This window comes from Pseudomonas sp. E1BtOHC1, assembly GCF_058744285.1.
On the sequence record NZ_CP196023.1, the window covers coordinates 3,907,015 to 3,932,129 of the forward strand.

General features: G+C 63.0%; 23 protein-coding genes. 17 read left to right on the forward strand and 6 right to left on the reverse strand.

The window, feature by feature from the left end:
- Positions 1 to 62: 62 nt before the first annotated feature.
- Positions 63 to 830, reverse strand: coding sequence for a hydroxyacylglutathione hydrolase (gene gloB / locus ACSSVC_RS18000; RefSeq protein WP_404939701.1), 768 nt, complete (start codon positions 828 to 830; stop codon positions 63 to 65).
- A 65-nt stretch (positions 831 to 895) separates the two neighbouring features.
- Between gloB and ACSSVC_RS18005 the strand changes: the two genes are divergently transcribed.
- Together ACSSVC_RS18005 and rnhA are read left to right on the forward strand one after the other, a co-directional pair.
- Positions 896 to 1,654 (forward strand): methyltransferase domain-containing protein, encoded by a 759-nt coding sequence (locus tag ACSSVC_RS18005; protein ID WP_404939703.1) that lies wholly within the window; start codon positions 896 to 898, stop codon positions 1,652 to 1,654.
- 108 nt (positions 1,655 to 1,762) lie between these two features.
- On the forward strand, positions 1,763 to 2,212 hold the full coding sequence (gene rnhA / locus ACSSVC_RS18010) for a ribonuclease HI (RefSeq protein WP_346632771.1): 450 nt from the start codon (positions 1,763 to 1,765) through the stop codon (positions 2,210 to 2,212).
- Between the two features lie 5 nt (positions 2,213 to 2,217).
- On the opposite strand, the gene ACSSVC_RS18015 is transcribed toward rnhA, so the two are convergent.
- Positions 2,218 to 2,541, reverse strand: coding sequence for a DUF2388 domain-containing protein (locus tag ACSSVC_RS18015; RefSeq protein ID WP_404939705.1), 324 nt, complete (start codon positions 2,539 to 2,541; stop codon positions 2,218 to 2,220).
- A gap of 180 nt (positions 2,542 to 2,721) precedes the next feature.
- On the opposite strand from ACSSVC_RS18015, the gene dnaQ reads away from it, so the two are divergent.
- The 3 genes from dnaQ to ACSSVC_RS18030 all read left to right on the forward strand — a co-directional run bounded on the left by dnaQ (position 2,722) and on the right by ACSSVC_RS18030 (position 6,492).
- Positions 2,722 to 3,471 carry a DNA polymerase III subunit epsilon gene (dnaQ, locus tag ACSSVC_RS18020; RefSeq protein ID WP_346632773.1) on the forward strand — a complete coding sequence of 250 codons (750 nt, stop codon included), beginning with the start codon at positions 2,722 to 2,724 and terminating at the stop codon, positions 3,469 to 3,471.
- A 172-nt stretch (positions 3,472 to 3,643) separates the two neighbouring features.
- On the forward strand, positions 3,644 to 5,899 hold the full coding sequence (locus ACSSVC_RS18025) for an Orn/Lys/Arg family decarboxylase (RefSeq protein WP_404939707.1): 2,256 nt from the start codon (positions 3,644 to 3,646) through the stop codon (positions 5,897 to 5,899).
- Positions 5,900 to 5,913: 14 nt separating this feature from the next.
- Positions 5,914 to 6,492: a GNAT family N-acetyltransferase gene (locus tag ACSSVC_RS18030; RefSeq protein ID WP_346632775.1), complete on the forward strand. Its 579-nt coding sequence runs from the start codon at positions 5,914 to 5,916 to the stop codon at positions 6,490 to 6,492.
- A gap of 5 nt (positions 6,493 to 6,497) precedes the next feature.
- Here ACSSVC_RS18030 and ACSSVC_RS18035 read toward each other — a convergent pair whose 3' ends face one another.
- Both ACSSVC_RS18035 and ACSSVC_RS18040 read right to left on the reverse strand, forming a co-directional pair.
- Entirely contained in the window at positions 6,498 to 7,391 is an 894-nt protein-coding gene (locus ACSSVC_RS18035) for a LysR family transcriptional regulator (RefSeq protein ID WP_346632776.1), read from the reverse strand.
- Between the two features lie 74 nt (positions 7,392 to 7,465).
- Positions 7,466 to 7,702, reverse strand: coding sequence for a hypothetical protein (locus ACSSVC_RS18040; protein WP_346632777.1), 237 nt, complete (start codon positions 7,700 to 7,702; stop codon positions 7,466 to 7,468).
- A gap of 215 nt (positions 7,703 to 7,917) precedes the next feature.
- Between ACSSVC_RS18040 and ACSSVC_RS18045 the strand changes: the two genes are divergently transcribed.
- Together ACSSVC_RS18045 and ACSSVC_RS18050 are read left to right on the forward strand one after the other, a co-directional pair.
- Complete coding sequence (locus ACSSVC_RS18045; protein ID WP_296410717.1) at positions 7,918 to 8,475, forward strand: NADPH-dependent FMN reductase; 558 nt, start codon at positions 7,918 to 7,920, stop codon at positions 8,473 to 8,475.
- Positions 8,476 to 8,599: 124 nt separating this feature from the next.
- Positions 8,600 to 9,886 (forward strand): arsenic transporter, encoded by a 1,287-nt coding sequence (locus ACSSVC_RS18050; RefSeq protein WP_404939709.1) that lies wholly within the window; start codon positions 8,600 to 8,602, stop codon positions 9,884 to 9,886.
- A gap of 87 nt (positions 9,887 to 9,973) precedes the next feature.
- On the opposite strand, the gene ACSSVC_RS18055 is transcribed toward ACSSVC_RS18050, so the two are convergent.
- The gene (locus ACSSVC_RS18055) at positions 9,974 to 10,927 is read right to left on the reverse strand and encodes a DUF1853 family protein (protein WP_492611113.1); all 954 of its coding nucleotides are present in this window, start codon (positions 10,925 to 10,927) and stop codon (positions 9,974 to 9,976) included.
- Positions 10,928 to 11,089: 162 nt separating this feature from the next.
- Between ACSSVC_RS18055 and ACSSVC_RS18060 the strand changes: the two genes are divergently transcribed.
- Genes ACSSVC_RS18060 through pepN form a run of 6 tightly spaced genes read left to right on the forward strand, consistent with a single transcriptional unit; the run spans position 11,090 to position 17,590 of the window.
- A complete protein-coding gene (locus ACSSVC_RS18060; protein WP_007920913.1) occupies positions 11,090 to 11,980 on the forward strand; it encodes an NAD(+) kinase in 891 nt (296 codons plus the stop codon).
- Positions 11,977 to 12,951: a metallophosphoesterase gene (locus ACSSVC_RS18065; RefSeq protein ID WP_185073803.1), complete on the forward strand. Its 975-nt coding sequence runs from the start codon at positions 11,977 to 11,979 to the stop codon at positions 12,949 to 12,951. Before ACSSVC_RS18060 ends, ACSSVC_RS18065 begins: the two co-directional genes overlap by 4 nt.
- On the forward strand, positions 12,948 to 13,817 hold the full coding sequence (locus ACSSVC_RS18070; RefSeq protein WP_492611114.1) for a rhomboid family intramembrane serine protease: 870 nt from the start codon (positions 12,948 to 12,950) through the stop codon (positions 13,815 to 13,817). Before ACSSVC_RS18065 ends, ACSSVC_RS18070 begins: the two co-directional genes overlap by 4 nt.
- A gap of 15 nt (positions 13,818 to 13,832) precedes the next feature.
- Positions 13,833 to 14,093 carry a YeaC family protein gene (locus tag ACSSVC_RS18075; RefSeq protein WP_346632781.1) on the forward strand — a complete coding sequence of 87 codons (261 nt, stop codon included), beginning with the start codon at positions 13,833 to 13,835 and terminating at the stop codon, positions 14,091 to 14,093.
- Positions 14,090 to 14,920 (forward strand): DUF2797 domain-containing protein, encoded by an 831-nt coding sequence (locus ACSSVC_RS18080; protein WP_346632782.1) that lies wholly within the window; start codon positions 14,090 to 14,092, stop codon positions 14,918 to 14,920. The genes ACSSVC_RS18075 and ACSSVC_RS18080 overlap by 4 nt, the downstream gene beginning before the upstream one ends.
- 12 nt (positions 14,921 to 14,932) lie before the next feature.
- Positions 14,933 to 17,590: an aminopeptidase N gene (gene pepN, locus ACSSVC_RS18085; RefSeq protein ID WP_492611115.1), complete on the forward strand. Its 2,658-nt coding sequence runs from the start codon at positions 14,933 to 14,935 to the stop codon at positions 17,588 to 17,590.
- 256 nt (positions 17,591 to 17,846) lie between these two features.
- Here the strand turns inward: pepN and ACSSVC_RS18090 are convergent, their stop codons facing one another.
- Positions 17,847 to 19,511 (reverse strand): SulP family inorganic anion transporter, encoded by a 1,665-nt coding sequence (locus tag ACSSVC_RS18090; protein ID WP_346632784.1) that lies wholly within the window; start codon positions 19,509 to 19,511, stop codon positions 17,847 to 17,849.
- 411 nt (positions 19,512 to 19,922) lie between these two features.
- Between ACSSVC_RS18090 and ACSSVC_RS18095 the strand changes: the two genes are divergently transcribed.
- The 4 genes from ACSSVC_RS18095 to ACSSVC_RS18110 all read left to right on the forward strand — a co-directional run bounded on the left by ACSSVC_RS18095 (position 19,923) and on the right by ACSSVC_RS18110 (position 25,040).
- On the forward strand, positions 19,923 to 20,972 hold the full coding sequence (locus ACSSVC_RS18095; protein WP_346632785.1) for a WD40/YVTN/BNR-like repeat-containing protein: 1,050 nt from the start codon (positions 19,923 to 19,925) through the stop codon (positions 20,970 to 20,972).
- Positions 20,973 to 21,004: 32 nt separating this feature from the next.
- Entirely contained in the window at positions 21,005 to 23,380 is a 2,376-nt protein-coding gene (locus ACSSVC_RS18100; RefSeq protein WP_346632786.1) for an efflux RND transporter permease subunit, read from the forward strand.
- Positions 23,381 to 23,584: 204 nt separating this feature from the next.
- Positions 23,585 to 23,878, forward strand: coding sequence for a DUF5629 family protein (locus ACSSVC_RS18105; protein WP_346632787.1), 294 nt, complete (start codon positions 23,585 to 23,587; stop codon positions 23,876 to 23,878).
- Positions 23,865 to 25,040, forward strand: a complete 1,176-nt coding sequence (locus tag ACSSVC_RS18110) for a lactonase family protein (RefSeq protein WP_346632788.1) — start codon at positions 23,865 to 23,867, stop codon at positions 25,038 to 25,040. The genes ACSSVC_RS18105 and ACSSVC_RS18110 overlap by 14 nt, the downstream gene beginning before the upstream one ends.
- The last annotated feature ends 75 nt before the right edge of the window (positions 25,041 to 25,115 follow it).

The following is a 25,115-nucleotide window of genomic DNA, read 5'->3' on the forward strand; positions in this document are numbered from 1 at the left end:
TTCTAGAAAGCACCCGGGGTGCGGTCAACCATTCAGAATTTTTGTGCCAATAGTTAGCCTGCTTAGAACTTATCTTTCCAGGCCCTCAGGGCCGCAAAGACCGCACTCTGCGACGGGTTATCCTGGCCATTCCGTTCGTCCGCTTTTTGTTTAACGGATGTTTCACCGGTACGCAAAAAGGGGTTGGTCAGTTTCTCCAGGGCCAGGGTCGATGGCAGGGTCATGTGCCCGTGCTCGCGCATTTGCGTGACTTTTTCCAGGCGCTGGGCGATGTCCGGATTGGCAGGTTCCACCGCCTGGGCGAAGCGCAGGTTGCTCAGGGTGTATTCGTGGGTGCAGTAGATCAGGGTGTCGTCCGGCAGCGCGGCGAGGCGGCTGAGGGACTGGTGCATCTGCTCCGGGGTGCCTTCGAACAGACGGCCGCAACCGGCGGCGAACAGGGTGTCGCCACAGAACAGCAGGCCGTGGTGGTAGTAGGCGATATGCCCCAGGGTGTGGCCCGGCACGGCGAACACTTCGAAGTCCCAGCCGAGGATGCTGGCGTGGTCGTTGGCGTCCAGGGCCACGTCGCGCCCGGGGATCTTTTCCTGTGCCGGGCCGTAGACCGTGGCGCCGCTGTGCTGTTTCAGGCGCTCGACACCACCGACATGATCGTGGTGATGGTGGGTCACCAGGATGTCGCTCAGGCTCCAGCCCGGGTGCTGTTCCAGCCAGGCCAGTACCGGCGCCGCATCCCCGGGATCGACAACTGCGCAGCGCTGGCTGCGATGATCTTGTAACAACCAGATGTAGTTGTCGGTGAAGGCGGGCAGGGCACTGATCTGTATCATCTTCGGATTCGCCAAGCGGAAAACATTGGCGCATCTTAGAGCTTCTTGGCGTGTTGGAGAATGCAATGACCGATAAAGCCTTCGCTCAGGCAGATCCCGACTGGCTGGCCCTGATCAGTGCGGCCCGGGACTGGTTGTCCGGCCCTCTGGGGCAGTTTCTGCTGGATGAAGAACGACGCATGCTTGAAGAGGAGCTGGGGCGTTTCTTCGGCGGTTATCTGGTGCACTACGGACCTTCGGCGCAGACCCCGCCGGCGGCGCCCCAGGTGCAGCGCAACGTACGCCTGGGCGCGCCATTGCCCGGGGTCGAGATTGTCTGTGAGGAACAGGCCTGGCCTCTGAGCGAACATGCTGCCGATGTGGTGGTGCTGCAGCACGGTCTGGATTTCTGCCTGTCACCCCACGGTCTGCTGCGAGAGGCGGCCAGCAGCGTAAGGCCCGGTGGCCACTTGCTGATTATCGGTATCAACCCCTGGAGCACCTGGGGCCTGCGTCATGTCTTCGCCCATGACGCCTTGCGCCAGGCCCGCTGCATCTCGCCGTCGCGGGTGGGCGACTGGCTCAACCTGCTGGGGTTCGCGCTGGAGAAACGCCGCTTCGGGTGCTATCGTCCGCCGCTTGCGTCGGCAGCATGGCAGGCACGACTGGCGGGCTGGGAGCGCAAGGCCGGGCAGTGGCAACTGTCTGGGGGCGGCTTCTATCTATTGGTGGCTCGCAAGATCGTCGTAGGCCTGCGCCCGGTGCGCCAGGTCCGGCGCGAACCGATGGGCAAGCTGGTACCGCTGCCCATGGCCAAGGTCAATCGCCGTAACAGCGAACCTTGATGACCTGTTGATACCTTCTTTTTATATGGACCGGCCGGGTTTTCCCGGCCCTGGGCATTGTCGATTCCAAGCGGCGGGCCACTGGCAATTTTCTGATGGAAGGCGTGGATGAGCGATAGCGTAGAAATCTTTACCGACGGTGCCTGCAAGGGCAATCCCGGCCCGGGTGGCTGGGGCGCTTTGTTGGTATGCAAGGGTGTCGAGAAGGAACTCTGGGGCGGCGAAGCCAACACCACCAACAATCGCATGGAACTGATGGCGGCGATTCGTGGCCTGGAAGAACTCAAGCGTGAATGCGATGTGTTGCTGGTCACCGACTCGCAGTATGTGATGAAGGGCATCAACGAGTGGATGGCCAACTGGAAGAAGCGCGGCTGGAAGACCGCGGCCAAGGAGCCGGTGAAGAACGCCGACCTGTGGCAGCAACTGGATGAACAGGTCAACCGCCACAACGTGAGCTGGAAATGGGTGCGCGGTCACACCGGCCATCACGGCAACGAGCGTGCCGACCAGTTGGCCAACCGTGGTGTGGACGAGGTCCGCGGCTACAAGGGCTGACGGCGTTACAGGGTGAGGATCGCCGCAGCCAGTTGGGTGTCGCTGTAGGGCGGGTTGTGCAGCACCTGGCGGATCCGCTGTAGCGCCGATGTCAGGCGCGCGCCGTGAATTGCCCCGTCGCTGGCGACAAAGGTCGCGGCATCGCTGCGGGCCTCCAGCACCAGTTTGTCGTCCTTGAAGGAACTACTGATTTTCGCTGTCCGCTCGCTGCTGGTCAGCAGGCCGCTCATGCTCAGATCGGTGCTGATCACCAGGCCGGTGGCGTGGCTGGCGCTGCTGAACAGGGCGATACACAGCAGGCATTGCAGGCGGCGAAGACCAGTCGACATGAGGCAGCGCGTCCAGAAGAAAGAAGGCCGGCACCCTAGCAGCCGGCCCCTGGGCGATCCTCATGAGCTTTGCAAACAACTGTTAAAAAGTGCGTGGCAGCGACATGACCGGTGCGCGCACAGTCCATGGATTGGGCATGCTAAAATCCCACCCTTTGCCAGATTGAGAACGGACCACTGATGGCCAACAGATCTGTTGTACTCGATACCGAAACCACCGGTATGCCGGTGACCGACGGTCACCGGATCATTGAAATCGGTTGCGTCGAGTTGATCGGTCGGCGCCTGACCGGGCGGCACTTCCACGTTTACCTGCAACCGGATCGCGAGAGCGATGAAGGCGCCATCGGCGTCCACGGCATCACCAACGAATTCCTGGTGGGCAAGCCGCGTTTCGCCGAAGTCGCCGACGAGTTCTTCGACTTTATCCAGGGCGCGCAGCTGATCATCCACAACGCGGCGTTCGACGTTGGCTTCATCAACAACGAATTCGCCTTGATGGGTCAGCACGAGCGGGCCGACATCACCCAGCACTGCACCATCCTCGACACCCTGATGATGGCCCGTGAGCGGCACCCGGGGCAGCGCAACAGCCTCGACGCCCTGTGCAAACGCTACGGTGTCGACAACTCCGGCCGTGAATTGCACGGCGCCTTGCTCGACTCGGAGATCCTGGCCGACGTCTACCTGACCATGACCGGTGGCCAGACCAGCCTGTCCCTGGCGGGCAACGCCTCGGATGGCAACGGTTCTGGCGAGGGTGCCGGCCGGGCCTCGGAGATCCGCCGCTTGCCGGCCGATCGTCCGCGGGGGCGGATCATCCAGGCCAGCGAAGCCGAGTTGGCCGAGCACCAGACGCGCCTGGAGATCATCGCCAAGTCTGCCGGCGGCCCGGCACTGTGGACCCAATTGCTCGAAGCCCAGCAGTAAACCCCGCACCCCTGGCCTCCGCTGCAGGCTGTTGCGCTGCAGCCAGGGGCCAATTGTTCCAGTGCGACGTTTTGTTACACCGTGCCCCTGCCTGGGATGACACGAAGCGTCAGGAGCTTCTACCCTGAGTCCATTGGCGGGACCCATCCGCCGTCTCAGGACAGCCTGCCCCATGTATAAAGACCTGCAGTTTCCGATCCTGATCGTGCACCGCGATATCAAGGCCGACACGGTGGCGGGAGACCGGGTGCGGGGCATTGCCCGGGAGCTGGAAAAGGATGGATTCAGCATCTTTTCCGCAGTCAACTACGCCGAGGGGCGGCTAGTGGCCTCGACCCATCACGGCCTCGCTTGCATGCTGATCGCTGCCGAGGGCGCTGGGGAAAACACCCATCTTCTGCAAAACATGGTGGAGCTGATCCGCCTGGCCCGGGTGCGCGCGCCCTTGTTGCCGATCTTCGCCCTGGGGGAGCAGATGACCCTGGAAAACGCCCCCGCCGATGCCATGAGCGAACTCAACCAGCTGCGAGGCATTCTCTACCTGTTCGAGGACACGGTGCCCTTCCTGGCCCGGCAAGTGGCCCGGGCCGCGCGCAATTATCTCGACGGCCTGCTGCCACCCTTCTTCAAGGCCCTGGTGCAGCACACCGCCGACTCCAACTATTCCTGGCACACCCCGGGGCACGGCGGTGGCGTGGCCTATCGCAAGAGCCCGGTGGGTCAGGCGTTCCACCAGTTCTTCGGAGAGAACACTTTGCGTTCGGACCTCTCGGTGTCCGTGCCGGAGCTGGGCTCGCTGCTGGACCACACCGGGCCCCTGGCGGAAGCCGAGGCCCGGGCGGCGCGCAATTTCGGCGCCGACCACACCTTCTTCGTGATCAATGGCACCTCCACCGCCAACAAGATCGTCTGGCATTCCATGGTGGGGCGCGATGACCTGGTGCTGGTGGATCGCAACTGTCACAAGTCGGTGCTGCACTCGATCATCATGACCGGGGCCATCCCCCTGTACCTGTGTCCCGAACGCAATGAACTGGGGATCATCGGGCCGATTCCCCTGAGCGAGTTCAGCCCCGAGTCGATCCAGGCCAAGATCGACGCCAGCCCGCTGACCCGCGGTCGGCCACCGAAGGTCAAGCTGGCGGTGGTTACCAACTCCACCTATGACGGGCTCTGCTACAACGCCGAGCTGATCAAGCAAAGCCTGGGCAACAGCGTCGAGGTGCTGCATTTCGACGAGGCCTGGTATGCCTATGCGGCCTTCCACGAATTCTTCGCCGGGCGCTACGGCATGGGCACCTCGCGCTCCGCTGACAGTCCGCTGGTGTTCACCACCCATTCCACCCACAAGCTGCTGGCGGCTTTCAGCCAGGCGTCGATGATCCATGTGCAGGACGGCGGTGCCCGGCAACTGGATCGGGACCGCTTCAACGAAGCCTTCATGATGCATATCTCGACGTCGCCCCAGTACAGCATCATCGCGTCCCTGGATGTGGCCTCGGCGATGATGGAAGGGCCGGCGGGACGTTCGCTGTTGCAGGAGATGTTCGATGAGGCCCTGAGCTTTCGCCGGGCCCTGGCCAATCTGCGGCAGAACATCGCCGCCGATGACTGGTGGTTCTCGATCTGGCAGCCGGAGCGGGTTGAAGGCATCGATCAGGTGCGCACCGGTGACTGGTTGCTGGAGCCGGAAGGCGAGTGGCACGGTTTTACCGGAGTCACCGACGATTATGTGCTGCTCGATCCGATCAAGGTGACCCTGGTAATGCCTGGTCTGACCGCCGGCGGGGCCTTGAGCGAACACGGGATTCCCGCTGCGGTGGTCAGCAAGTTCCTCTGGGAGCGCGGACTGGTGGTGGAAAAGACCGGGCTCTATTCGTTCCTGGTGCTGTTCTCCATGGGCATCACCAAGGGCAAGTGGAGCACGCTGCTCACCGAACTCCTGGAGTTCAAGCGCAACTACGACGCCAATGTCAGTCTGGCCAGCTGCCTGCCCAGCGTGGCCGGGCAGGACCCGCAGCGCTATCAGGGCATGGGGTTGCAGGATCTGTGCGACCAGTTGCACGCCTGCTACCGCAGCAACGCCACGGCCAAGCACCTCAAACGCATGTACACGGTGCTGCCGGAGGTGGCGATGAAGCCCGCCGACGCCTATGACCATCTGGTGCGCGGTGAAGTGGAGGCGGTGTCCATCGATCAACTGCAGGGGCGTATCGCGGCGGTGATGCTGGTGCCATACCCGCCGGGCATCCCGCTGATCATGCCCGGTGAGCGGTTCACCGAATCGACCCGCTCGATCATCGACTACCTGACCTTTGCCCGAGCCTTCGACAGCAGTTTCCCGGGGTTCGTCGCCGATGTGCATGGCCTGCAGCATGACGATCAGGGCAATGGACGGCAGTACACCGTCGATTGCGTCAAGGCATGAGGAGTTTTCCCGCTATGCAGCCTGTTGTGAATCCCAAGTATCCGGGGCTGGCGATCCGTGTGGCCGACGAGGGTTTCGCCGCCTACATCTGGGGCAGCGACTTCAGCTTCGAAGTCAGCGCCTACGCCGAGGCCGGGCGGGGCATGCCGGTGGCGGACTGGCCGCTGCGCAGGATAGTGCCTTACCGCAAGTGCTACGGCATCGATCCCGAAGAATTCAGCAGTTACCGCAACGCCGCGGACAGCGAAATTTTCATGGCCTACCTTGACGACCAGCCCGTGGGGCATGTGGTGGTCAGCACCAATTGGAACGGCTACGGGCATATCGACGAGTTGGCGGTGCATGCGCCGGCCCGACGGCATGGCGTCGCCAAGGCGCTGCTGGAGGTGGCGCAGTTCTGGAGTCGCAAGAAGCAGTTGCCGGGGGTGATGCTGGAAACCCAGAACAACAATCTTGGGGCCTGTCGCCTGTATGAGCGCTGCGGCTACGTGGTGGGCGGGGTGGATCACCTGCGTTATCGCGGCATCGATCCGAACACTTGCGAAGTGGCGATCTTCTGGTACCGGCTGTTTGCCGATGAGCCTCAGGGGTAACGGTCCTAGCCGGCCAGCAGCGCCTCGGCCTGTTCAGTCAGCAGTTCCAGCAGGGCGCTGAGCAGGGGCGAGACCTCGCCGGCACTGCGGCGCAAGGCGTACAGCGTGACACTGATGGGGGGCGATAAGGGGCAGGCATCGAGCCCGGCGCTACGGGCGCCCACGGCTGTGAAAGGGTCGACGATGGCCAGGCCTTCACCGGCTTCCACCAGGCTGCGCATCATCTGATAGGTCTGTACCCGGGTCTGGATCACCGGGCTTGGCCGCAGATTCTGCAGCTTGCTGGCAAGTATCACGCTCAGCGGGTCCTGGCCCTCCAGGCCAACCATGGCCTGGCCGGCCAGTTCCTGCAGGGCCACGTACTTCTGTTTGGGTTGCAGCCAGCCATGGGGCGCCAGCAGGAACAGCTTGCCCTGAGCCAGGGCCTGGCTGTGGATGTCCGGGTGTTCGGGGTCATGCAGGCTCAGGCCCAGGTCACAGTCGTGCAGCAGCAGGCTGCGGACCATGTCGCGGGTGCTTTGACTGAGGAGGCTGCAGGGCGTATCGGCGAAGCGCCGGCGCAGGGCCGCGATGCACTGGGGCAACAGTTGCTGGACCAGAGGGGGCGTGCCGACGATGCGCAAAGGTGGAGCCTGATGAAACCTCAGGCTGTCGGCCAGGCGTTGTACCGGCTCGAAAGCGTCGTACACCCGGTTGATTGCCGGTTGCAGTTCCCGGGCTTCGCGGGTGGCCTGCAAGCGCCCGCGAACACTGGCGAACAGCATGAACCCCAACTGGCTTTCGGCATCGCGCAGCAAGGCCTCGACTTCAGCCACCGAGAGTTGCAGCAGTTCGGCGGCGGTGCCCAGGTGGGCGGTTTGCAGGAGCGCCTGAATCACTTCGATATGACGTAAACGCATGCTTGAAGTCCATGTCCAGCCGGTTAGGGAGTCAAGCGTTGAATCCTACCCCAAGTCCGGGCCGGCGGGCATGATCACTCACTTACATAGGTTTCCGGCTCCCGCACGATGGTGACGTCCGATTGCACCAGCAGGAACTGATTGTCATCGAGTTTCTTGACCCGGTCGCCAATGGCCAGGCGGTAGGTGGTAACGGGCTCCGAGCTGGCCAGGTCGCCCTCTGCGGGCATGGATTCCTGGAACTCGTGCACTGAGTACACCCGTCCCTCGGCATCTCTTGCATGGAATTGTCCGACAAGTACTGCAGCCATCTTTAGAGCCTCTGGAGATAAAACACGCAAATTCGGTGCTGTAGACCCGACGTGTGCAAGGTAAGTTTTGCTGGCCGGAAAAAATAATCCGCCGTCGCGGCAGACGGCGCCTCAGGTCCCGCAGGTTATGCCGGGAAATGGCGGGTGTGGGGTAGCAGGCGACCCCCAGGCTCATCTATAACTAACACCTTCTTCAAGCCAAGGGTTGGAATGCAATGAGCAATGTCTACAAAGTCGCAGTGCTGGTCGGCAGTCTGAGAAAACAATCCCTGAATCGCAAGGTGGCCCTGGCGCTGGCCGAGCTGGCGCCGGCGAACCTGCAGTTGAGCATCGTCGAGATTGGCGATCTGGCGCTGTACAACGAAGACATCGACGTGACGCCTCCTGCGGCCTACACCCGCTTTCGCGAGCAGATCGGCGCTGCCGATGCCGTACTGTTCGTCACTCCGGAATACAACCGCTCGGTACCGGCAGCCCTGAAGAACGCCATTGACGTCGGTTCGCGTCCCTATGGCAAAAGTGCCTGGAGCGGCAAGCCGGGAGCGGTGATCAGCGTTTCCCCGGGGGCCATCGGCGGCTTCGGTGCCAACCACCATCTGCGCCAGTCTCTGGTGTTCCTCAATGTGCCGTGCATGCAGCAGCCTGAAGCTTACCTGGGCGGTGCCGGCTCGGCATTCGACGAAGCGGGCAAGCTGTCGGACGCTACCCGGCCGTTCCTGCAGAACTTCATCACGGCCTACGGCCAATGGGTCGAGCAGCACAAGAAAGCCTGACACCCCAACATCCCCCAGCTGTCGTAGGAGCCGGCTTGCCGGCGAACAGGCCCTTGAGTCTGGTGGCGCCCTGTGGGGCGCCTTCGCCGGCAAGCCGGCTCCTGCATAATCAAGAACCGCGCTCATGTTGATTGCAGTATCGATTTTCTTGCTGACCATTACCCTGGTGATCTGGCAGCCCAAAGGCCTGGGCGTCGGCTGGAGTGCGATGTTCGGCGCGCTCCTGGCGCTGCTCTGCGGCGTGGTGCAACTGGCCGATATCCCGGTGGTGTGGCAGATCATCTGGAACGCTACCGGCACCTTCGTCGCGCTGATCATCATCAGCCTGCTGCTGGATGAAGCCGGATTCTTCGCCTGGGCGGCCCTGCATGTGGCGCGCTGGGGCCGGGGCAGGGGGCGACGCCTGTTTGCCTTCATGGTGCTGCTGGGAGCCCTGGTGTCGGCACTGTTCGCTAACGACGGCGCGGCGCTGATCCTCACGCCCATCGTCATCTCCATGCTTCTGGCCTTGCGCTTTTCTGCCGCCACCACTCTGGCTTTCGTCATGGGTGCCGGATTCATCGCCGACACCGCGAGCTTGCCGCTGGTGGTGTCGAACCTGGTGAACATCGTCTCGGCGGATTTTTTCAAGATAGGTTTCAACCGGTATGCGGCGGTGATGCTGCCGGTCAATCTGGTGAGCGTCGCCGCGACCCTCGCGGTGCTGCTGTGGTTTTTTCGCCGGGACATCCCCGAACAATACGATCCGCATCAATTGGCCGAACCCGACAGCGCCATCCATGACCGGGCAACCTTCATCGCCGGCTGGTGGGTGCTGCTGATCCTGCTGCTGGGCTGTTTTGCCCTGGAGCCTCTGGGGATTCCCATCAGCGCCATTTCTGCCGTCTGTGCGACCTTGCTGCTGGTGATTGCGGCTCGCGGACAGCGGATTTCCACCCGCAAGGTGCTCAAGGAGGCACCGTGGCAGATCGTGATTTTCTCCCTGGGCATGTATCTGGTGGTTTATGGCTTGCGTAATGCCGGGCTGACCGGGCACTTGGCAGGATGGCTAGACGGCTTTGCCGCTGGCGGGGTCTGGGGGGCGGCGCTGGGCACCGGATTGCTCACGGCGGGGCTGTCGTCGGTGATGAACAATTTGCCCACGGTGCTGATCGCTGCCTTGTCCATCGATGCCAGCCAGGCCACGGGGGTGGTCAAGGAGGCGATGATCTACGCCAATGTGATCGGCAGCGACCTGGGACCGAAGATCACCCCCATCGGCAGCCTGGCAACCTTGCTCTGGCTGCATGTGCTGGAGCGCAAGGGCATTCATATCGGCTGGGGGTATTACTTCCGGGTCGGCATCGTGCTGACACTGCCAGTGCTGCTGGTCACCCTGGCGGCGCTGGCGCTGCGCCTGTCTCTGATGTAGGAGCCGGCTTGCCGGCGAAGAGGCCTTCACGCCTTGTGCCGCCCCCGGCATCGCCTTCGCTGGCAAGCCAGCTCCTACCGTAGCTTGTCAGGGCTGCTGCGCGGGGACATGGGGCCAGAGATCGGCCACCAGAAACAGCCGCTCGACTTCTTCCCAGCCACCTTCAGGGGTTTCCTCGAGCCGCACCAGCAACTGCGCCGGTGCCTGGGGATCAAGCTCCGCCAGCCATTGCTGCAATTGCACGGCGGTCCAGGCCTGCTCCACCGAGTAGTGGGCGGGCGCCAGCCAGGCGTGGCGGGGCAGGGGCTGCCAGCGTCCGGGTGCGCTCTGGGCGATGAAGGCGGGCCAGTCGCGCTGATGCAGCCAGCGCCCCTGCAGGTGTTGTGGGTGAGCGCCTTGGGGCGGTTCGGCGTGGCCCGGCCAGGGATAAAGCAGGTAGCCCCCCAGCCAAAGGTGGGCGCTGAACTGCTGGATATCCAGCGCTGCCAGGGCTTCGCGGCTTTCGGCCCGGGCGGAAATCGGCAGTTGGTGCTCGTCCAGGTGCGCCAGCTTGCGGTCCAGGCGGTCGTGGCAGCCCGGGCCAAGCCATTGTGCGCTGTCGCTGCCGTCGCCGTGCTGCGGGCCCAGGTACAGCTTGATCGCCAGTTCAAGGTGATGCACGCCTTCGCGGTCGCGCAGCAGCATGTCCAGTTCACCGAGGGTGTGCCCCTCACGGCGGATCGGCAGATTGGCCGCCAGCAGCTCCACTCCCGGCGCATGCTGCACGGCAAATTGCCAGAGGCGTTCGTAGTACAGGCCCAGGCGCCGGGTCCGACCCTGAGTCAGCCAATGGCGCAAGGCGCGGCTGTCCAGATCCTGGCATCGCAGCCAGTGGGCCAGCAGTTGCGGCGCCTGCACCCAGTCGCTGCCGGCCAGGGGGTGGCGCTGTGGCCAGGGCGTCTGGCTGAGCATCGGCGGCGCGAGGATGACCCAGGCGAGGTCGCGGACTTCAGGTTGACGCAACTGGCGGGGGAGGCTGAGCAAATCCGGGAACAGGAGCATCTTGCGAGCATAGACGCAAACCTGTGCCGTTCGCGATAAATGCGTGCCACTCGCAGTTGCGTCGGCTGCTCCCAAGCGCCCGTGGCTGAAAGGATTTTGTCTAACGCCGGGTTTCGCCCATAATCCTCCGTTTCGCCCGTACCCGAATTCCGCAGGAGCCCCATGGAGCAGTTTCGCAATATCGGCATTATCGGTCGCCTGGGCAGTTCCCAGGTGCTGGACACAGTTCGCCGACTGAAGAAGTTTCTGCTGGCGCGCCACCTGCACGTGATCCTTGAAGACACCATCGCCGAAGTACTGCCGGGCCACGGTCTGCAGACCTCCTCGCGCAAGCTGCTGGGCGAGGTCTGCGACATGGTGATCGTGGTGGGCGGCGACGGCAGCCTGCTGGGCGCCGCGCGGGCCCTGGCCCGGCACAATATTCCGGTGCTGGGGATCAACCGCGGCAGCCTGGGCTTTCTCACCGACATCCGCCCCGATGAGCTGGAAGTCAAGGTCGCCGAGGTGCTCGACGGCCACTACCTGGTGGAAAACCGCTTCCTGCTGCAGGCCGAAGTCCGGCGCCATGCCGAGGCCATCGGTCAGGGCGACGCGCTGAACGACGTGGTGCTGCACCCGGGCAAGTCGACGCGGATGATCGAGTTCGAGATCTACATCGACGGCCAGTTCGTCTGCAGCCAGAAGGCCGACGGCCTGATCGTCGCCACGCCCACCGGTTCCACGGCCTATGCGCTGTCCGCCGGCGGACCGATCATGCATCCCAAGCTCGATGCCATTGTGATTGTGCCGATGTACCCCCATACCTTGTCTGGAAGGCCGATCGTGGTCGATGGCAACAGTGAGCTGAAAATCGTCGTGTCCAAAGATATGCAGATCTATCCGCAAGTCTCCTGTGACGGGCAGAACCACTTCACCTGTGCCCCGGGCGACACCATCACGGTCAGCAAGAAGGCGCAGAAGCTGCGCCTGATCCATCCGCTGGACCACAACTACTACGAGGTCTGCCGGACCAAACTCGGCTGGGGCAGCCGACTGGGTGGTGGAGGCGACTGATGCTCGATCCCGCGCGTAGCTACGACCTGATCGGTGACGTGCACGGTTGCGCCCTGACCCTGGAGCACTTGCTGGATCGGCTCGGTTATCACAAGCAGGGCGGCGTCTGGCGGCACCCGTCGCGCATGGCCGTGTTCCTCGGCGACATCATCGACCGCGGCCCGCGAATCCGTGAATCCCTGCATATCGTCCACGACATGGTCGTGGCCGGCCAGGCGTTGTGCATCATGGGCAACCATGAGTTCAACGCCCTGGGTTGGAGCACCCCGGCGGCGGCTGGCAGTGGCAAGCAGTTCGTGCGCGAACATACCCCGCGCCATGCCCGGCTGATCCACGAAACCCTGACCCAGTTCGAACAGCACCCCGGCGACTGGCACGACTTCCTCGAGTGGTTCTATGAACTGCCGCTGTTCGTCGACGCCGGCCGTTTCCGTGTGGTGCACGCTTGCTGGGATGCCGGCCTGATCGCGCCCCTGCGCCAGCAGTATCCGGACGGTTGCATCGATCGAGCCTTCCTCCAGGCTTCGGCGCTGCCCGACAGTTTTGCCAGCACGGCTTTCGATCGCCTGCTGCGGGGCACGGACATGCGTTTGCCCCATGGCCTGACCATGACCAGTGGCGACGGCCTGACCCGGGCGTTCTTCCGCACCAAGTTCTGGGAAGACGACCCGCAGACCTACGGCGACATCGTCTTTCAGCCCGATGCCTTGCCCGATCCGGTGGCGCGCACGCCGTTGTCCCCGGCCGAGAAGAACAGCCTGCTGCGCTACGGCGCCGACGAACCGATGTTGTTCGTCGGTCACTATTGGCGTAGCGGCAAGCCGGCGCCGATCCGTCCCAACCTGGCGTGCCTGGATTACAGTGCGGTGCTCTACGGCAAGCTCGCCGCGTATCGGCTGGACCAGGAAACCCGCCTGGACCCGAATAAATTTGTCTGGGTCGACGTCGAGCGGCCCGAGGTATTGCGATGAGCGCGGTAGCGGTTTTGCGTCTGCCCCTGGCCACGGATCTGAGTGGTTTCGTCAAGCTGCTGCAACGGATGCAGGTGCCCCACCGGGTCAGTGAAGAGGCCGGCGAACAGGTGCTCTGGGTGCCGGAATCCATCAGTGAGGATGTGCGGGGCCTGTACCAGCGCTTTCCCCAGGGCGATCCCGAGCAGCAACTGGACATCCCACAACCTACGACCCCAGCCCGCGTCGGTCTGGGGCAACAGTTGCGCCGCAGCCCGATTACCGCGCTGATCCTGCTGCTGAGCCTGGCGGTGTGCGGCATCACCCTGCTGGGGGACAACCTGCAAACCCTGAGCTGGTTCACCTTCCTCGAGTTCCGCGTGGTCGGCGACTACATCCAGTTCAGCTCCCTGGCCGACAGCCTGGCGGCGGGGCAGTGGTGGCGCCTGGTGACACCGATGCTGATCCACTTCGGCATCCTGCATATCGCCATGAACGGCATGTGGTACTGGGAACTGGGGCGGCGCATCGAGTTGCGCCAGGGCAGCATCAACCTGCTGGGCTTGACCCTGCTGTTCAGCCTGGTGTCCAACTACGCCCAATACTATTTCAGTGGCCCGACCCTGTTCGGAGGCCTGTCCGGGGTGCTCTACGGTCTGCTCGGGCATTGCTGGATCTACCAATTACTGTCCCCCAACCCCATCTACCGTCTGCCCCGAGGCGTGCTGGTGATGATGCTGGTGTGGCTGCTGCTGTGCCTGTCCGGGCTGGTGTCGATGATCGGTTTCGGCGAAATCGCCAACGCCGCCCACGTCGGCGGGTTGCTCGTCGGTTGCCTCACCGGCTTGTTGGGCGGCTTGTACAGCCGCCGTAAACTGGCCCTTTAAATGCTGGAGTCTTGTATGTCGTCCTTTGTCGAAATGATCGAAAACATCACCCCCGAGATCTATCAGAGCCTGAAACTGGCGGTAGAGATCGGCAAATGGTCCGATGGCCGCAAGCTCACCGCCGAGCAGCGCGAACTGTCCCTGCAGGCGATGATCGCCTGGGAAATGCACAACCTGCCCGAGGAACAACGTACCGGCTACATGGGCCCGCAGGAATGCGCCTCGAAGTCGGCGCCTGTGCCGAACATCCTGTTCAAGTCGGATGCCATCCATTGATCGAGATTGGCCGCGGTTCCATCAGCAAAATGTCGGCACGCCTGGACGGGCCGAATGTTCAGTACGCTTTTCGCCTGGGTGACACCGAGGTGCCGGTCAACCCCATGATCGGCACCCAGGTGCGCCTGGAATACCTGGGGGCGATCCACTGCACCCACTGCGGACGCAAGACCAAGACCAGTTTCAGCCAAGGCTACTGCTATCCCTGCATGACCAAGCTGGCCCAGTGCGATATCTGCATCATGAGTCCGGAACGCTGCCACTACGACGCCGGCACCTGCCGCGAGCCGTCCTGGGGCGAGCAGTTCTGCATGACCGATCATGTGGTCTATTTGGCCAACTCCTCGGGGATCAAGGTCGGCATCACCCGTGCCACCCAGTTGCCCACCCGCTGGCTTGACCAGGGCGCCAGCCAGGCGCTGCCAATCATGCGCGTGGCGACCCGCCAGCAATCGGGCTTCGTCGAGGACCTGTTCCGTTCCCAGGTGGCCGACAAGACCAACTGGCGCGCCTTGCTCAAGGGCGATGCGGTGGCGGTGGACCTGGTCCAGGTGCGCGAGCAACTGTTCGAATCCTGCGCCGAGGGCCTGCTGGCCCTGCAGGAACGTTTTGGCCTGCAGGCCATCCAGCCGGTGCGTGATATCGAGCCTCTGGAGATGCGTTATCCGGTCGAGCAGTACCCGGCCAAGATCGTCAGCTTCAACCTGGACAAGAACCCGATTGCCGAAGGCACGCTGCTGGGGATCAAGGGCCAGTACCTGATCTTCGACACCGGCGTGATCAACATTCGTAAGTACACGGCCTACCAGCTCGCCGTGCATCAGTAGAAGGAATTCGTCATGCGCACCGATCAACCGAAGATGATCTACCTGAAGGACTATCAGGCCCCCGAGTACCTGATCGACGAGACCCACCTGACCTTCGAGTTGTTCGAGGACCACAGCCTGGTCCATGCGCAGCTGGTGATGCGGCGCAATCCGGCTCGTGGCGCCGGGCTGCCACCGCTGGTGCTGGATGGCCAGCAGCTGGAACTGCTGTCGGTGAGCCTCGCCGATCAGCAACTGAGTGCTGATGACTACCAGCTCGACGACAGCCACCTGACCCTGCACCCCACCAGTGCCAGCTTCACCCTGGATACCAGTGTGAAGATCCACCCGGAAAGCAACACCGCCCTGGAAGGCCTGTACAAGTCCAGCGGCATGTTCTGCACCCAGTGCGAGGCCGAAGGCTTTCGCAAGATCACCTATTACCTCGATCGCCCGGATGTGATGAGCAAGTTCACCACCACCGTGGTGGCCGAGCAGCACAGCTATCCGGTATTGCTCTCCAACGGTAACCCCATCGCCAGCGGCCCCGGCGAAGACGGCCGGCACTGGGCGACCTGGGAAGACCCGTTCATGAAGCCGGCCTACCTGTTCGCCCTGGTGGCCGGTGACCTGTGGTGCGTCGAAGACAGCTTCCGCACCCAGAGCGGCCGCGATGTGGCGCTGCGCATCTATGTCGAGCCGGAAAACATCGACAAGTGCCAGCACGCCATGAACAGCCTGAAGAAGTCCATGCGCTGGGACGAAGAAACCTACGGCCGCGAGTACGACCTGGACATCTTCATGATCGTCGCGGTGAACGACTTCAACATGGGCGCCATGGAAAACAAGGGCCTGAACATCTTCAACTCCAGCGCCGTGCTGGCCCGCGCCGAAACCGCCACCGACGCCGCCCACCAGCGGGTCGAGGCCATTGTCGCCCACGAATACTTCCACAACTGGTCGGGCAACCGCGTGACCTGCCGCGACTGGTTCCAGCTGTCGCTCAAGGAAGGTTTCACGGTGTTTCGCGATGCCGGTTTCTCCTCGGACATGAACTCGCGCACCGTCAAGCGCATTCAGGACGTGGCCTACCTGCGGACCCACCAGTTCGCCGAAGACGGCGGGCCCATGGCCCATGCCGTGCGCCCGGAAAGCTTTATCGAGATTTCCAACTTCTACACCCTGACCGTGTACGAAAAGGGTTCGGAAGTGGTGGGCATGATCCACACCTTGCTCGGGGCTGAAGGTTTCCGTAAGGGCAGTGACCTGTACTTCGAACGCCATGACGGTCAGGCCGTGACCTGTGACGACTTCGTCAAGGCCATGGAAGACGCCAACGGTGTCGACCTGTCGCAGTTCAAACGCTGGTACAGCCAGGCCGGGACCCCGCGCCTGGTGGTCAGCGAGTCCTACGACGCCGCCGCCAAAACCTACAGCCTGACCTTCCGCCAGAGCTGCCCGCAAACCCCGGACAAGGTCGAGAAACTGCCGTTCGTGATCCCGGTGGAGCTGGGCCTGCTGGACTCCAAAGGGGCAGGCATCGCCTTGCGCCTGTCCGGCGAAAACGCCGCCCAGGGGACTTCCCGGGTGATCTCGGTGACCGAGGCCGAGCAGACCTTCACCTTCGTCGATATTGCCGAACATCCGTTGCCATCGCTGCTGCGGGGCTTCTCGGCGCCGGTGAAGCTGAGCTTCCCCTACAACCGCGACCAACTGATGTTCCTCATGCAGCACGACAGCGACGGTTTCAACCGTTGGGACGCCGGCCAGCAGTTGGCCGTGCAAGTGCTGCAAGAACTGATTGCCCAGCATCAGCAGGGTCAGGCACTGGTGATGGACAAACGTCTGGTGACCGCCCTGGGCACCGTGCTGGCGGATGACAGCCTGGACCAGGCCATGGTCGCGGAGATGCTGTCCCTGCCGGGCGAGGCCTATCTGACCGAAATCAGCGAAGTGGCGGATGTCGAGGCGATCCACGCGGCTCGCGAGTTTGCCCGTCAGCAACTGGCTGACAGCCTGTTTGACGCGCTATGGAAGCGTTATCAGGCCAACCGGGCAGTGTCCAAGGCCACGGCCTATGTGGCCGAGTCCGAGCACTTCGCCCGTCGTGCGTTGCAGAACATTGCCCTGTCGTACCTGATGTTGACCCGCAAGCCCGAAGTGCTGGCGGTGGCCATCGAACAGTTCGACAGCGCCGACAACATGACCGAGCGTCTCACCGCCCTGGCGGTCCTGGTCAACTCGCCGTTCGAGGCCGAGAAGGCCCAGGCCCTGGCAGTGTTCGCCGAGAACTTCAAGGACAATGCCCTGGTCATGGACCAGTGGTTCAGCGTCCAGGCCGGCAGCCCGTTGCCGGGCGGTCTGGCGCGGGTCCAGGCGCTGATGCAGCACCCGGCGTTCAACCTCAAGAACCCGAACAAGGTGCGGGCATTGGTGGGGGCTTTTGCCGGGCAGAACCTGATCAACTTCCACGCGGCCGACGGCTCGGGTTATCGCTTCCTGGCGGATCTGGTGATCCAGCTCAACGGCTTCAACCCGCAGATTGCCTCGCGGCAACTGGCGCCGCTGACTCGCTGGCGCAAATACGACAGCGCGCGCCAGGCGTTGATGAAAGGCGAACTGGAGCGCATCCGCGCCTCCGGCGAGCTGTCCAGCGATGTCTTTGAAGTGGTGAGCAAAAGCCTCGCCTGAGGCTTGTATCGCCCCCGGCATCGCCTTCGCTGGCAAGCCAGCTCCTACGGTGACCCAAGCACCGCCCCCTCGTAGGAGCCGGCTTGCCGGCGAGGCGGCCCTCAAGCCTTGTACCGCCCCGGCATCGCCTTCGCTGGCAAGCCAGCTCTACGGTGGCTCAAGCTACCGCACACCCCGTGTAGGAGCCGGCTTGCCGGCGAAGAGGCCCTCAAGCCTTGCACCGCCCCTGGCATCGCCTTCGCTGGCAAACCAGCCCCTACGAGAACGGCGGTGGTGTGGGGGCGGGGGGGATTTCGCTCTGTAACGCTTCGCTCAAGTCGCGGTGATAGTTCTGCGCGCCAATGGCGTGCAGGATGCCCACTCGCTCAAGCTTGGCGTGAACCTTCAGGTTGGCTTCGCACAGTTTCACCACGATCCCACGCTTGTGCAGCTGGCCAATCACTTCCTCCAGGGTCTGCAGCCCAGTGATATCCATGAACGGCACATGCTTGAGGCGGATGATCAGCAGCCTCGGATCGCTGTGGGTCTGGGCCAGGGCCCGTTCAAAGGTTTCTGCCGCGCCAAAGAACAACGGTCCTTCGATGGTGTAGATCAGCACCCCCGGTGGCAGGTGCCCGCGCCCTTTGTCGCGCAGTTCGTTTTCCAGATCCTCTCCCACCACCTGCTGCACCTCCACCGAGGAGGCCATGCGCCGCAGGAAATGCAGCATCGCCAGGATCACTCCGATGTTCACCGCGATCACCAGATCACTGAACACCGTCAACACAAAGGTACACAGCAGGATCGCCACATCCGCCCGGGGCGCGCGTTGCACCATGCGCTTGAAGTGGTGCAGCTCACTCATGTTGTAGGCCACCACGAACAGGATCGCCGCCAGGGCGCATAACGGGATATCCGCCGCCAGTGGCGCAAGAAACAGGATGATCAGCACCAGCACCACGGCGTGGGTGATGCCGGCCAGCGGGCTGCTGCCGCCGTTGCGGATGTTGGTGGCGGTGCGGGCAATGGCGCCGGTGGCGGCGAACCCGCCAAACAGCGGCGTGGCCAGGTTGGCGATGCCCTGGCCGATCAGTTCCTGGTTGGAGTCATGGCGGGTGCCGGCCATGCCGTCGGCCACCACCGCCGACAACAGCGATTCGATGGCTCCGAGCATGGCGATGGCGAAGGCCGGTCCTATCAGGTCGAGTATTCGTGGCAGGCTGATGTCGGGCAGTTGCAGGGTCGGCAAGCCCTGGGGAATACCGCCAAAGGCACTGCCGATGGTGGCCACGCCCTGGAACTGGAACAGTGACTGCAAGGCGGTGGCCAGGATCATGGCCACCAGCGGCGCCGGCAGGCGCTTGAGCGCCGGGATTTTCGGTACCCACAACAGCAGCGCCAGGCTGAGCAGGGCCAGCAAGGTGGTGGCCAGATGCAGGTCGGGCAGGGCTTGCAGCAGGTGCCAGAGCTTCTGGTGGAAGTGTTCGCCCTGGACGGCGGGAAGGCCAAAGAAGTCTTTCCACTGGCTGACCCAGATGATCACGCCGATCCCGGCGGTGAAGCCGAGAATCACCGGGTCGGGAATGAACTTGATCAAGGCGCCCAGGCGGCTGATGCCCAGCAGGAACAGGATGATCCCGGCCATCATGGTAGCCAGTTGCAGGCCGTCGACTCCGTACTTGGCGGTGACCCCGGCGAGAATCACGATAAAGGCCCCGGTGGGTCCGGCGATCTGCAAGCGGCTGCCGCCGAACAGCGACACCAGCAGGCCACCGACGATGGCGGTGTAGATGCCCTGTTCCGGCTTGACCCCGGAGGCAATGGCAAACGCCATGGCCAGGGGCAGCGCCACCACGCCGACAATGACCCCGGCCACCAGATTGCGGCCCCAGTGCCGGGGGCCGAGCAGGCCAGCCTTCCACGCCTCGCGTATGGCAATCATGCGTCACTCCTGAAGGTCATCGGGCTCGCCACCCACGCCGCTCATCATAGTCAACGGCGGGTAGCGGCGGCCTATGCCCTGGATCAGTCTTTGGTCGTGTACCGGCGGCATTCAGCTAAATCGGCGAGGTTTTCGTACCCGTCTCAACGACTCACGGCCCGCTGCATACGAGTATCGATCAGCCCAGCGAATGCCCGGGCATTCAGGGGCTTCGCTGTGGGCGGTGATTAACAAAAGATAACGTGGCGTTGATTGTCAGACCTTTCGAAAGCCCGATAGGATAGCCCGCAGCCGAAGGGGCTCTAGATTGCAGGTTTCAGGACGATCGTCGCGATCGATCCAGGCATCGCAAACTCCTGAAGGCGCCCTGAGAGGTCAAGTGACCTGACAATAATAATGGGGGAATGGTCTATGAGTGAGCCTGTCATGGGTGTGGTTGTTGGCCGCCCGCCGGCACTGCGCACGTTCGCATTGCTGGCTACAGCGCTCTCGCTGTTGGGTGTCGTGACGCTGTCGACACCGGTACTGGCCGCTGCCACCGCAGCGGATACTGTCTATTCCATCGAATCGCCCAAGGCGGCGAAAAGCCTGATGCTCGATGTAGTCCACGCCGGCAAGCGCCTGGTCGCGGTGGGCGATCGCGGGCACATTCTCTATTCCGACGATCAGGGAGCATCCTGGGTCCAGGCCAAGGTGCCGACCCGGCAGTTGCTGACCGCGGTGTATTTCGTCGATGACCAGCACGGCTGGGCGGTAGGGCATGATGCCCAGGTCCTGGCCAGCACCGATGGCGGCGTCACCTGGAGCCAGCAGTTCCAGGACCTCAAGCGTGAAGCGCCCTTGCTCGATGTGTGGTTCAAGGACACCCGCAGCGGCTTCGCCGTCGGTGCCTATGGTGCCTTGCTGGAAACTACCGACGCTGGCCAGCACTGGGAGGATGTCAGCGACCGCCTGGACAACGAAGACCAGTTCCACCTCAACGCCATTGCCGAGGTCAAGGGTTCCGGGCTGTTCATCGTCGGCGAGCAGGGCAGCATGTTCCGCTCCACCGATGACGGGCAGACCTGGGAGCGCCTCGAAGGCCCCTATGAAGGCTCGCTGTTCGGCGTGATCGCTACCGGCCAGCCGGCGACCCTGCTGGTCTACGGCCTGCGGGGCAATCTCTATCGTTCCACGGATTTCGGCAGCACCTGGGAGCAGGTGGAGTTGAACGCTGCCCGCGGCGCCCTGGAGTTCGGTCTGTCCGGTGCCACCTTGCTCGATGACGGCTCGTTGGTGATTGTCGGCAACGGCGGCAGCGTGATCCGCAGCAGCGATCACGGCCAGACGTTCAGCGTGTTCAACCGCCAGGACCGCATCTCGCTGTCGTCGGTGGCCGCTGCCGGCAATGGCAACCTGATCCTGGCCGGGCAGGGCGGGGTACGGGTCTCTGCGGCAACCGGCGCTGAAGTCGGCAAATAAGCCGGGCACATAATAAGAAGGTGGGGAATTCCATGAGCAGTCATCACCAGGACAAGGCGAACTTTCTCGAACGCCTGATTTTCAACAACCGCCCGGCAGTGATCTTCATCTGCCTCTTGGTCAGCGCTTTCCTGTTCTGGCAAGCAACCCTGATCCGCCCGTCCACCAGTTTCGAAAAGATGATCCCGCTCAAGCACCCGTTCATCGAACGGATGATGGAGCACCGCAACGACCTGGCCAACCTGGGCAATACCGTGCGTATCTCGGTGGAAGCCCGCGACGGCGACATCTTCACCCAGGAGTACATGGAGACCCTGCGGCAGATCAACGACGAGGTGTTCTACATCTCCGGCGTCGATCGCTCCGGGCTCAAGTCGCTGTGGAGCCCCAGCGTGCGCTGGACCGAGGTGACCGAAGAAGGCTTCGCCGGTGGCGAGGTGATCCCCCAGAGCTACAACGGCTCTGCCGAAAGCCTCGACAAGTTGCGCAACAACGTCCTCAAGTCCGGCCAGGTCGGGCGTCTGGTGGCCAACGATTTCAAATCCAGCATCGTCGACATCCCGTTGCTGGAGTCCTACCCGGACCCTCAGGACCAGGGCAAGCTGCTGGCCCTGGACTACCAGAAGTTCTCCCACCAGCTGGAAGAGAAGATCCGCGACAAGTTCGAGGCGCAGAACCCCAATGTGAAGATCCACATTGTCGGCTTCGCCAAGAAGGTCGGCGACCTGATCGATGGCCTGATCATGGTGGTGATGTTCTTCGGCGTGGCCTTCATCATCACCCTGGTGCTGCTGTACTGGTTCACCTGGTGCATCCGCAGCACCATCGCGGTGCTGATCACCACCCTGGTGGCGGTGGTCTGGCAGTTGGGGCTGATGCACGCCTTCGGCTTTGGCCTGGACCCGTATTCGATGCTGGTGCCGTTCCTGATCTTCGCCATCGGCATCTCCCACGGGGTGCAGAAGATCAACGGTATCGCCCTGCAGTCCAGTGACGCCGACAACGCCCTGACCGCGGCGCGGCGTACCTTCCGCCAACTGTTCCTGCCGGGGATGATCGCGATCCTCGCCGACGCCGTGGGTTTCATCACCTTGCTGATCATCGATATCGGGGTGATCCGCGAGCTGGCCATCGGTGCCTCCATCGGCGTGGCGGTGATCGTGTTCACCAACCTGATCCTGCTGCCGGTAGCGATTTCCTACGTCGGTATCAGCAAGCGCGCCGTGGAGCGCAGCAAGAAGGACGCGTCCCGCGAGCATCCGTTCTGGCGCCTGCTGTCCAACTTCGCCAGTCCCAAAGTGGCACCGATCTCCATCGCCCTGGCCCTGGTAGCCTTTGGCGGCGGCCTCTGGTACAGCCAGAACCTGAAGATCGGCGACCTCGACCAGGGCGCACCGGAGCTGCGTCCCGACTCGCGCTACAACAAGGACAACAACTTCATCATCAGCAATTATTCCACCAGCTCCGACGTGCTGGTGGTGATGGTCAAGACCGCGTCCGAAGGCTGCTCGCGCTATGAAGCCATGGCCCCCATCGACGAGCTGATGTGGAAGATGCAGAACACCGAGGGCGTGCAGTCGGCGATCTCCCTGGTGACCGTGTCCAAGCAGATGATCAAGGGCATGAACGAGGGCAACCTGAAATGGGAAACCCTGTCGCGCAACCCCGACGTGCTCAACAACTCCATCGCCCGGGCCGACGGCCTGTACAACAACAACTGCTCCCTGGCGCCGGTGCTGGTGTTCCTCAACGACCACAAGGCCGCGACCCTGGACCGTGCGGTACATGCAGTGCAGGAGTTCGCCACCGAACACAACAAGGACGGCCTGGAGTTCATCCTCGCCGCCGGTAACGCCGGGATCGAGGCAGCCACCAACGAAGTGATCAAGGAGTCCGAGCTGACCATCCTGATCCTGGTGTACATCTGTGTGGCCGGCATGTGCATGATCACCTTCCGCTCCTGGGCGGCGACCCTGTGCATCGTCCTGCCGCTGGTGCTGACTTCGGTGCTGGGCAACGCGCTGATGGCCTTCATGGGCATCGGCGTCAAGGTCGCGACCTTGCCGGTGGTAGCGCTGGGGGTGGGGATCGGTGTCGACTACGGCATCTATATCTACAGCCGCCTGGAAAGCTTCCTGCGGGCCGGACTGCCATTGCAGGAGGCCTACTACCAGACCCTGCGTTCCACCGGTAAGGCGGTGCTGTTCACCGGCCTGTGCCTGGCCATCGGCGTGTGCACCTGGATCTTCTCGGCGATCAAGTTCCAGGCCGACATGGGGTTGATGCTGACCTTTATGCTGCTGTGGAACATGTTCGGCGCTCTGTGGCTGCTGCCGGCCCTGGCGCGGTTCCTGATCAAGCCGGAGAAGCTGGCGGGGCAGAAGGGCAACTCGCTGTTCGCTCACTGATCCCGTTGCGTGAATACCCAGCCGCACCCTCGGGTGCGGCTTTTTCATGCCCGGCGTGCAGAGGGAAAAGCCGGTGGTGCTGAAGAACCGGGCGGCCCCGGCGGAGGGTGTACTTGGGACAGTCGCCTGCGCGGCGCAATGCTGGCCCAACCCGCTTGCGCCAATCAGCTATCATTGCGCCTTTCCAATTGATGATTGATCGCTATGACCGCTGCTACCGACACCTTGCTCACTGCCCTTGAAGCCTGCGACATGCTGGAAATCGACGGCCTGCACGCCTTCGATTTCGCCCTCGACGAGCAGCGCCTGCTGATCGAGTGCATGGATGGTCGCGCCGCCAAGCGCTGGAGCTTCACCCTGGCCCAGGTGCAGGCCGCGACTTTTGATCAGGCGCTGCAGAGCTGGACCCTGGTCGGTGACTCCGGCGAGCACCGCCTGGTGTGCATGAGCGCGTTCAGTGCCCGTGACGAAGAGGAGAGTGAGCATGAAGATGCGTAATTTCTGGCCGCTGTTGATGGCCGGCAGTGTCGGCGCCATGGCGGTCCAGGCCGCTCCGGCGGATACCCAGGAACTGCTGGTGGGCTCCTACACCCAGGGGCAGAGTCAGGGCCTGTATCGCCTGCATTTCAACGAGCGTACCGGGCAGATCGATGCCAAGCCGCTGCAAGTGGTGAAGAGCTCCAACCCGTCCTGGCTGACCCTGTCCAAGGACCAGAAATTCGTCTTCGCGGTGAATGAAAACAGCCCGGGGCAGGTTGACCCCATCGGTCGGGTCAGCAGCTACAGCCTGGCGCCCAAGACCCATCAACTGAACCTGATCAACCAGGTACAGAGCCAGGGCAACGAGCCCACTCACTCCAGCCTGAGCGCCGACGGCAACTACCTGTTCGTCAGCAACTATTCGGTGGATGTGGACCCGGGCGGCAGCCTGGCAGTGGTGCCGGTCAGCGCCGACGGTCACCTGTCGCCGGTGGTGCAACTCACCAGCCATCCGGCCAGCCGGGTCGATCCCGAGCGCCAGCAGTCGGCCCACGTGCATTCGTCGGTGTCGTCCCCGGACGGCCGGTTCGTGTTCGCCAACGACCTGGGGGCGGACAAGATCTTTGTCTACCGCTATGACCCCAAGGCCAATCCGGAGCACCCGCTGGTACCGGCTGACCCGGCCTTCGTCCAGTTGCCTGCGGGCAGTGGTCCGCGCCACTTGCTGTTCAGTGCCGATGGCAAACATGCCTACCTGACCATGGAAATGAGCGCCCAGGTGGCGGTCTTCGACTATCAGGACGGCAAGCTGACCCAGCGTCAGCTGGTGGATCTGGCGGCCAACGGCTCCAGGGAGAAAAAGGCCGCTGCGGCCCTGCATGCCTCCAAGGACGGTCAGTACCTCTATGTCAGCAACCGTGGCACCGCCAACCAGTTGCTGGTGTTCGCCATCGATCAGAGCAATGGCCAGCTCAAGGAGATCCAGCGCCGTTCCGTGGAGGGCGATCACCCCCGAGAGTTCAGCCTGGACCCGAGCAACCGCTACGTGCTGATCGGCAACCAGAAAAGCAATGAAATCGTGGTGATCGAACGCGACGCCAAGACCGGTTTCCTGGGCAAGACGGTGCAGAAACTGCCCTTCGAAGCCCCCAGCGACATCAAGTTCCTGGTGCGTCAATAAGCCACAGGCCCCGTCGTTCGGGGCCTGACTGCTTCTATCAATGACGCTGATAATGGCTACTGCCGCAAAGAATTT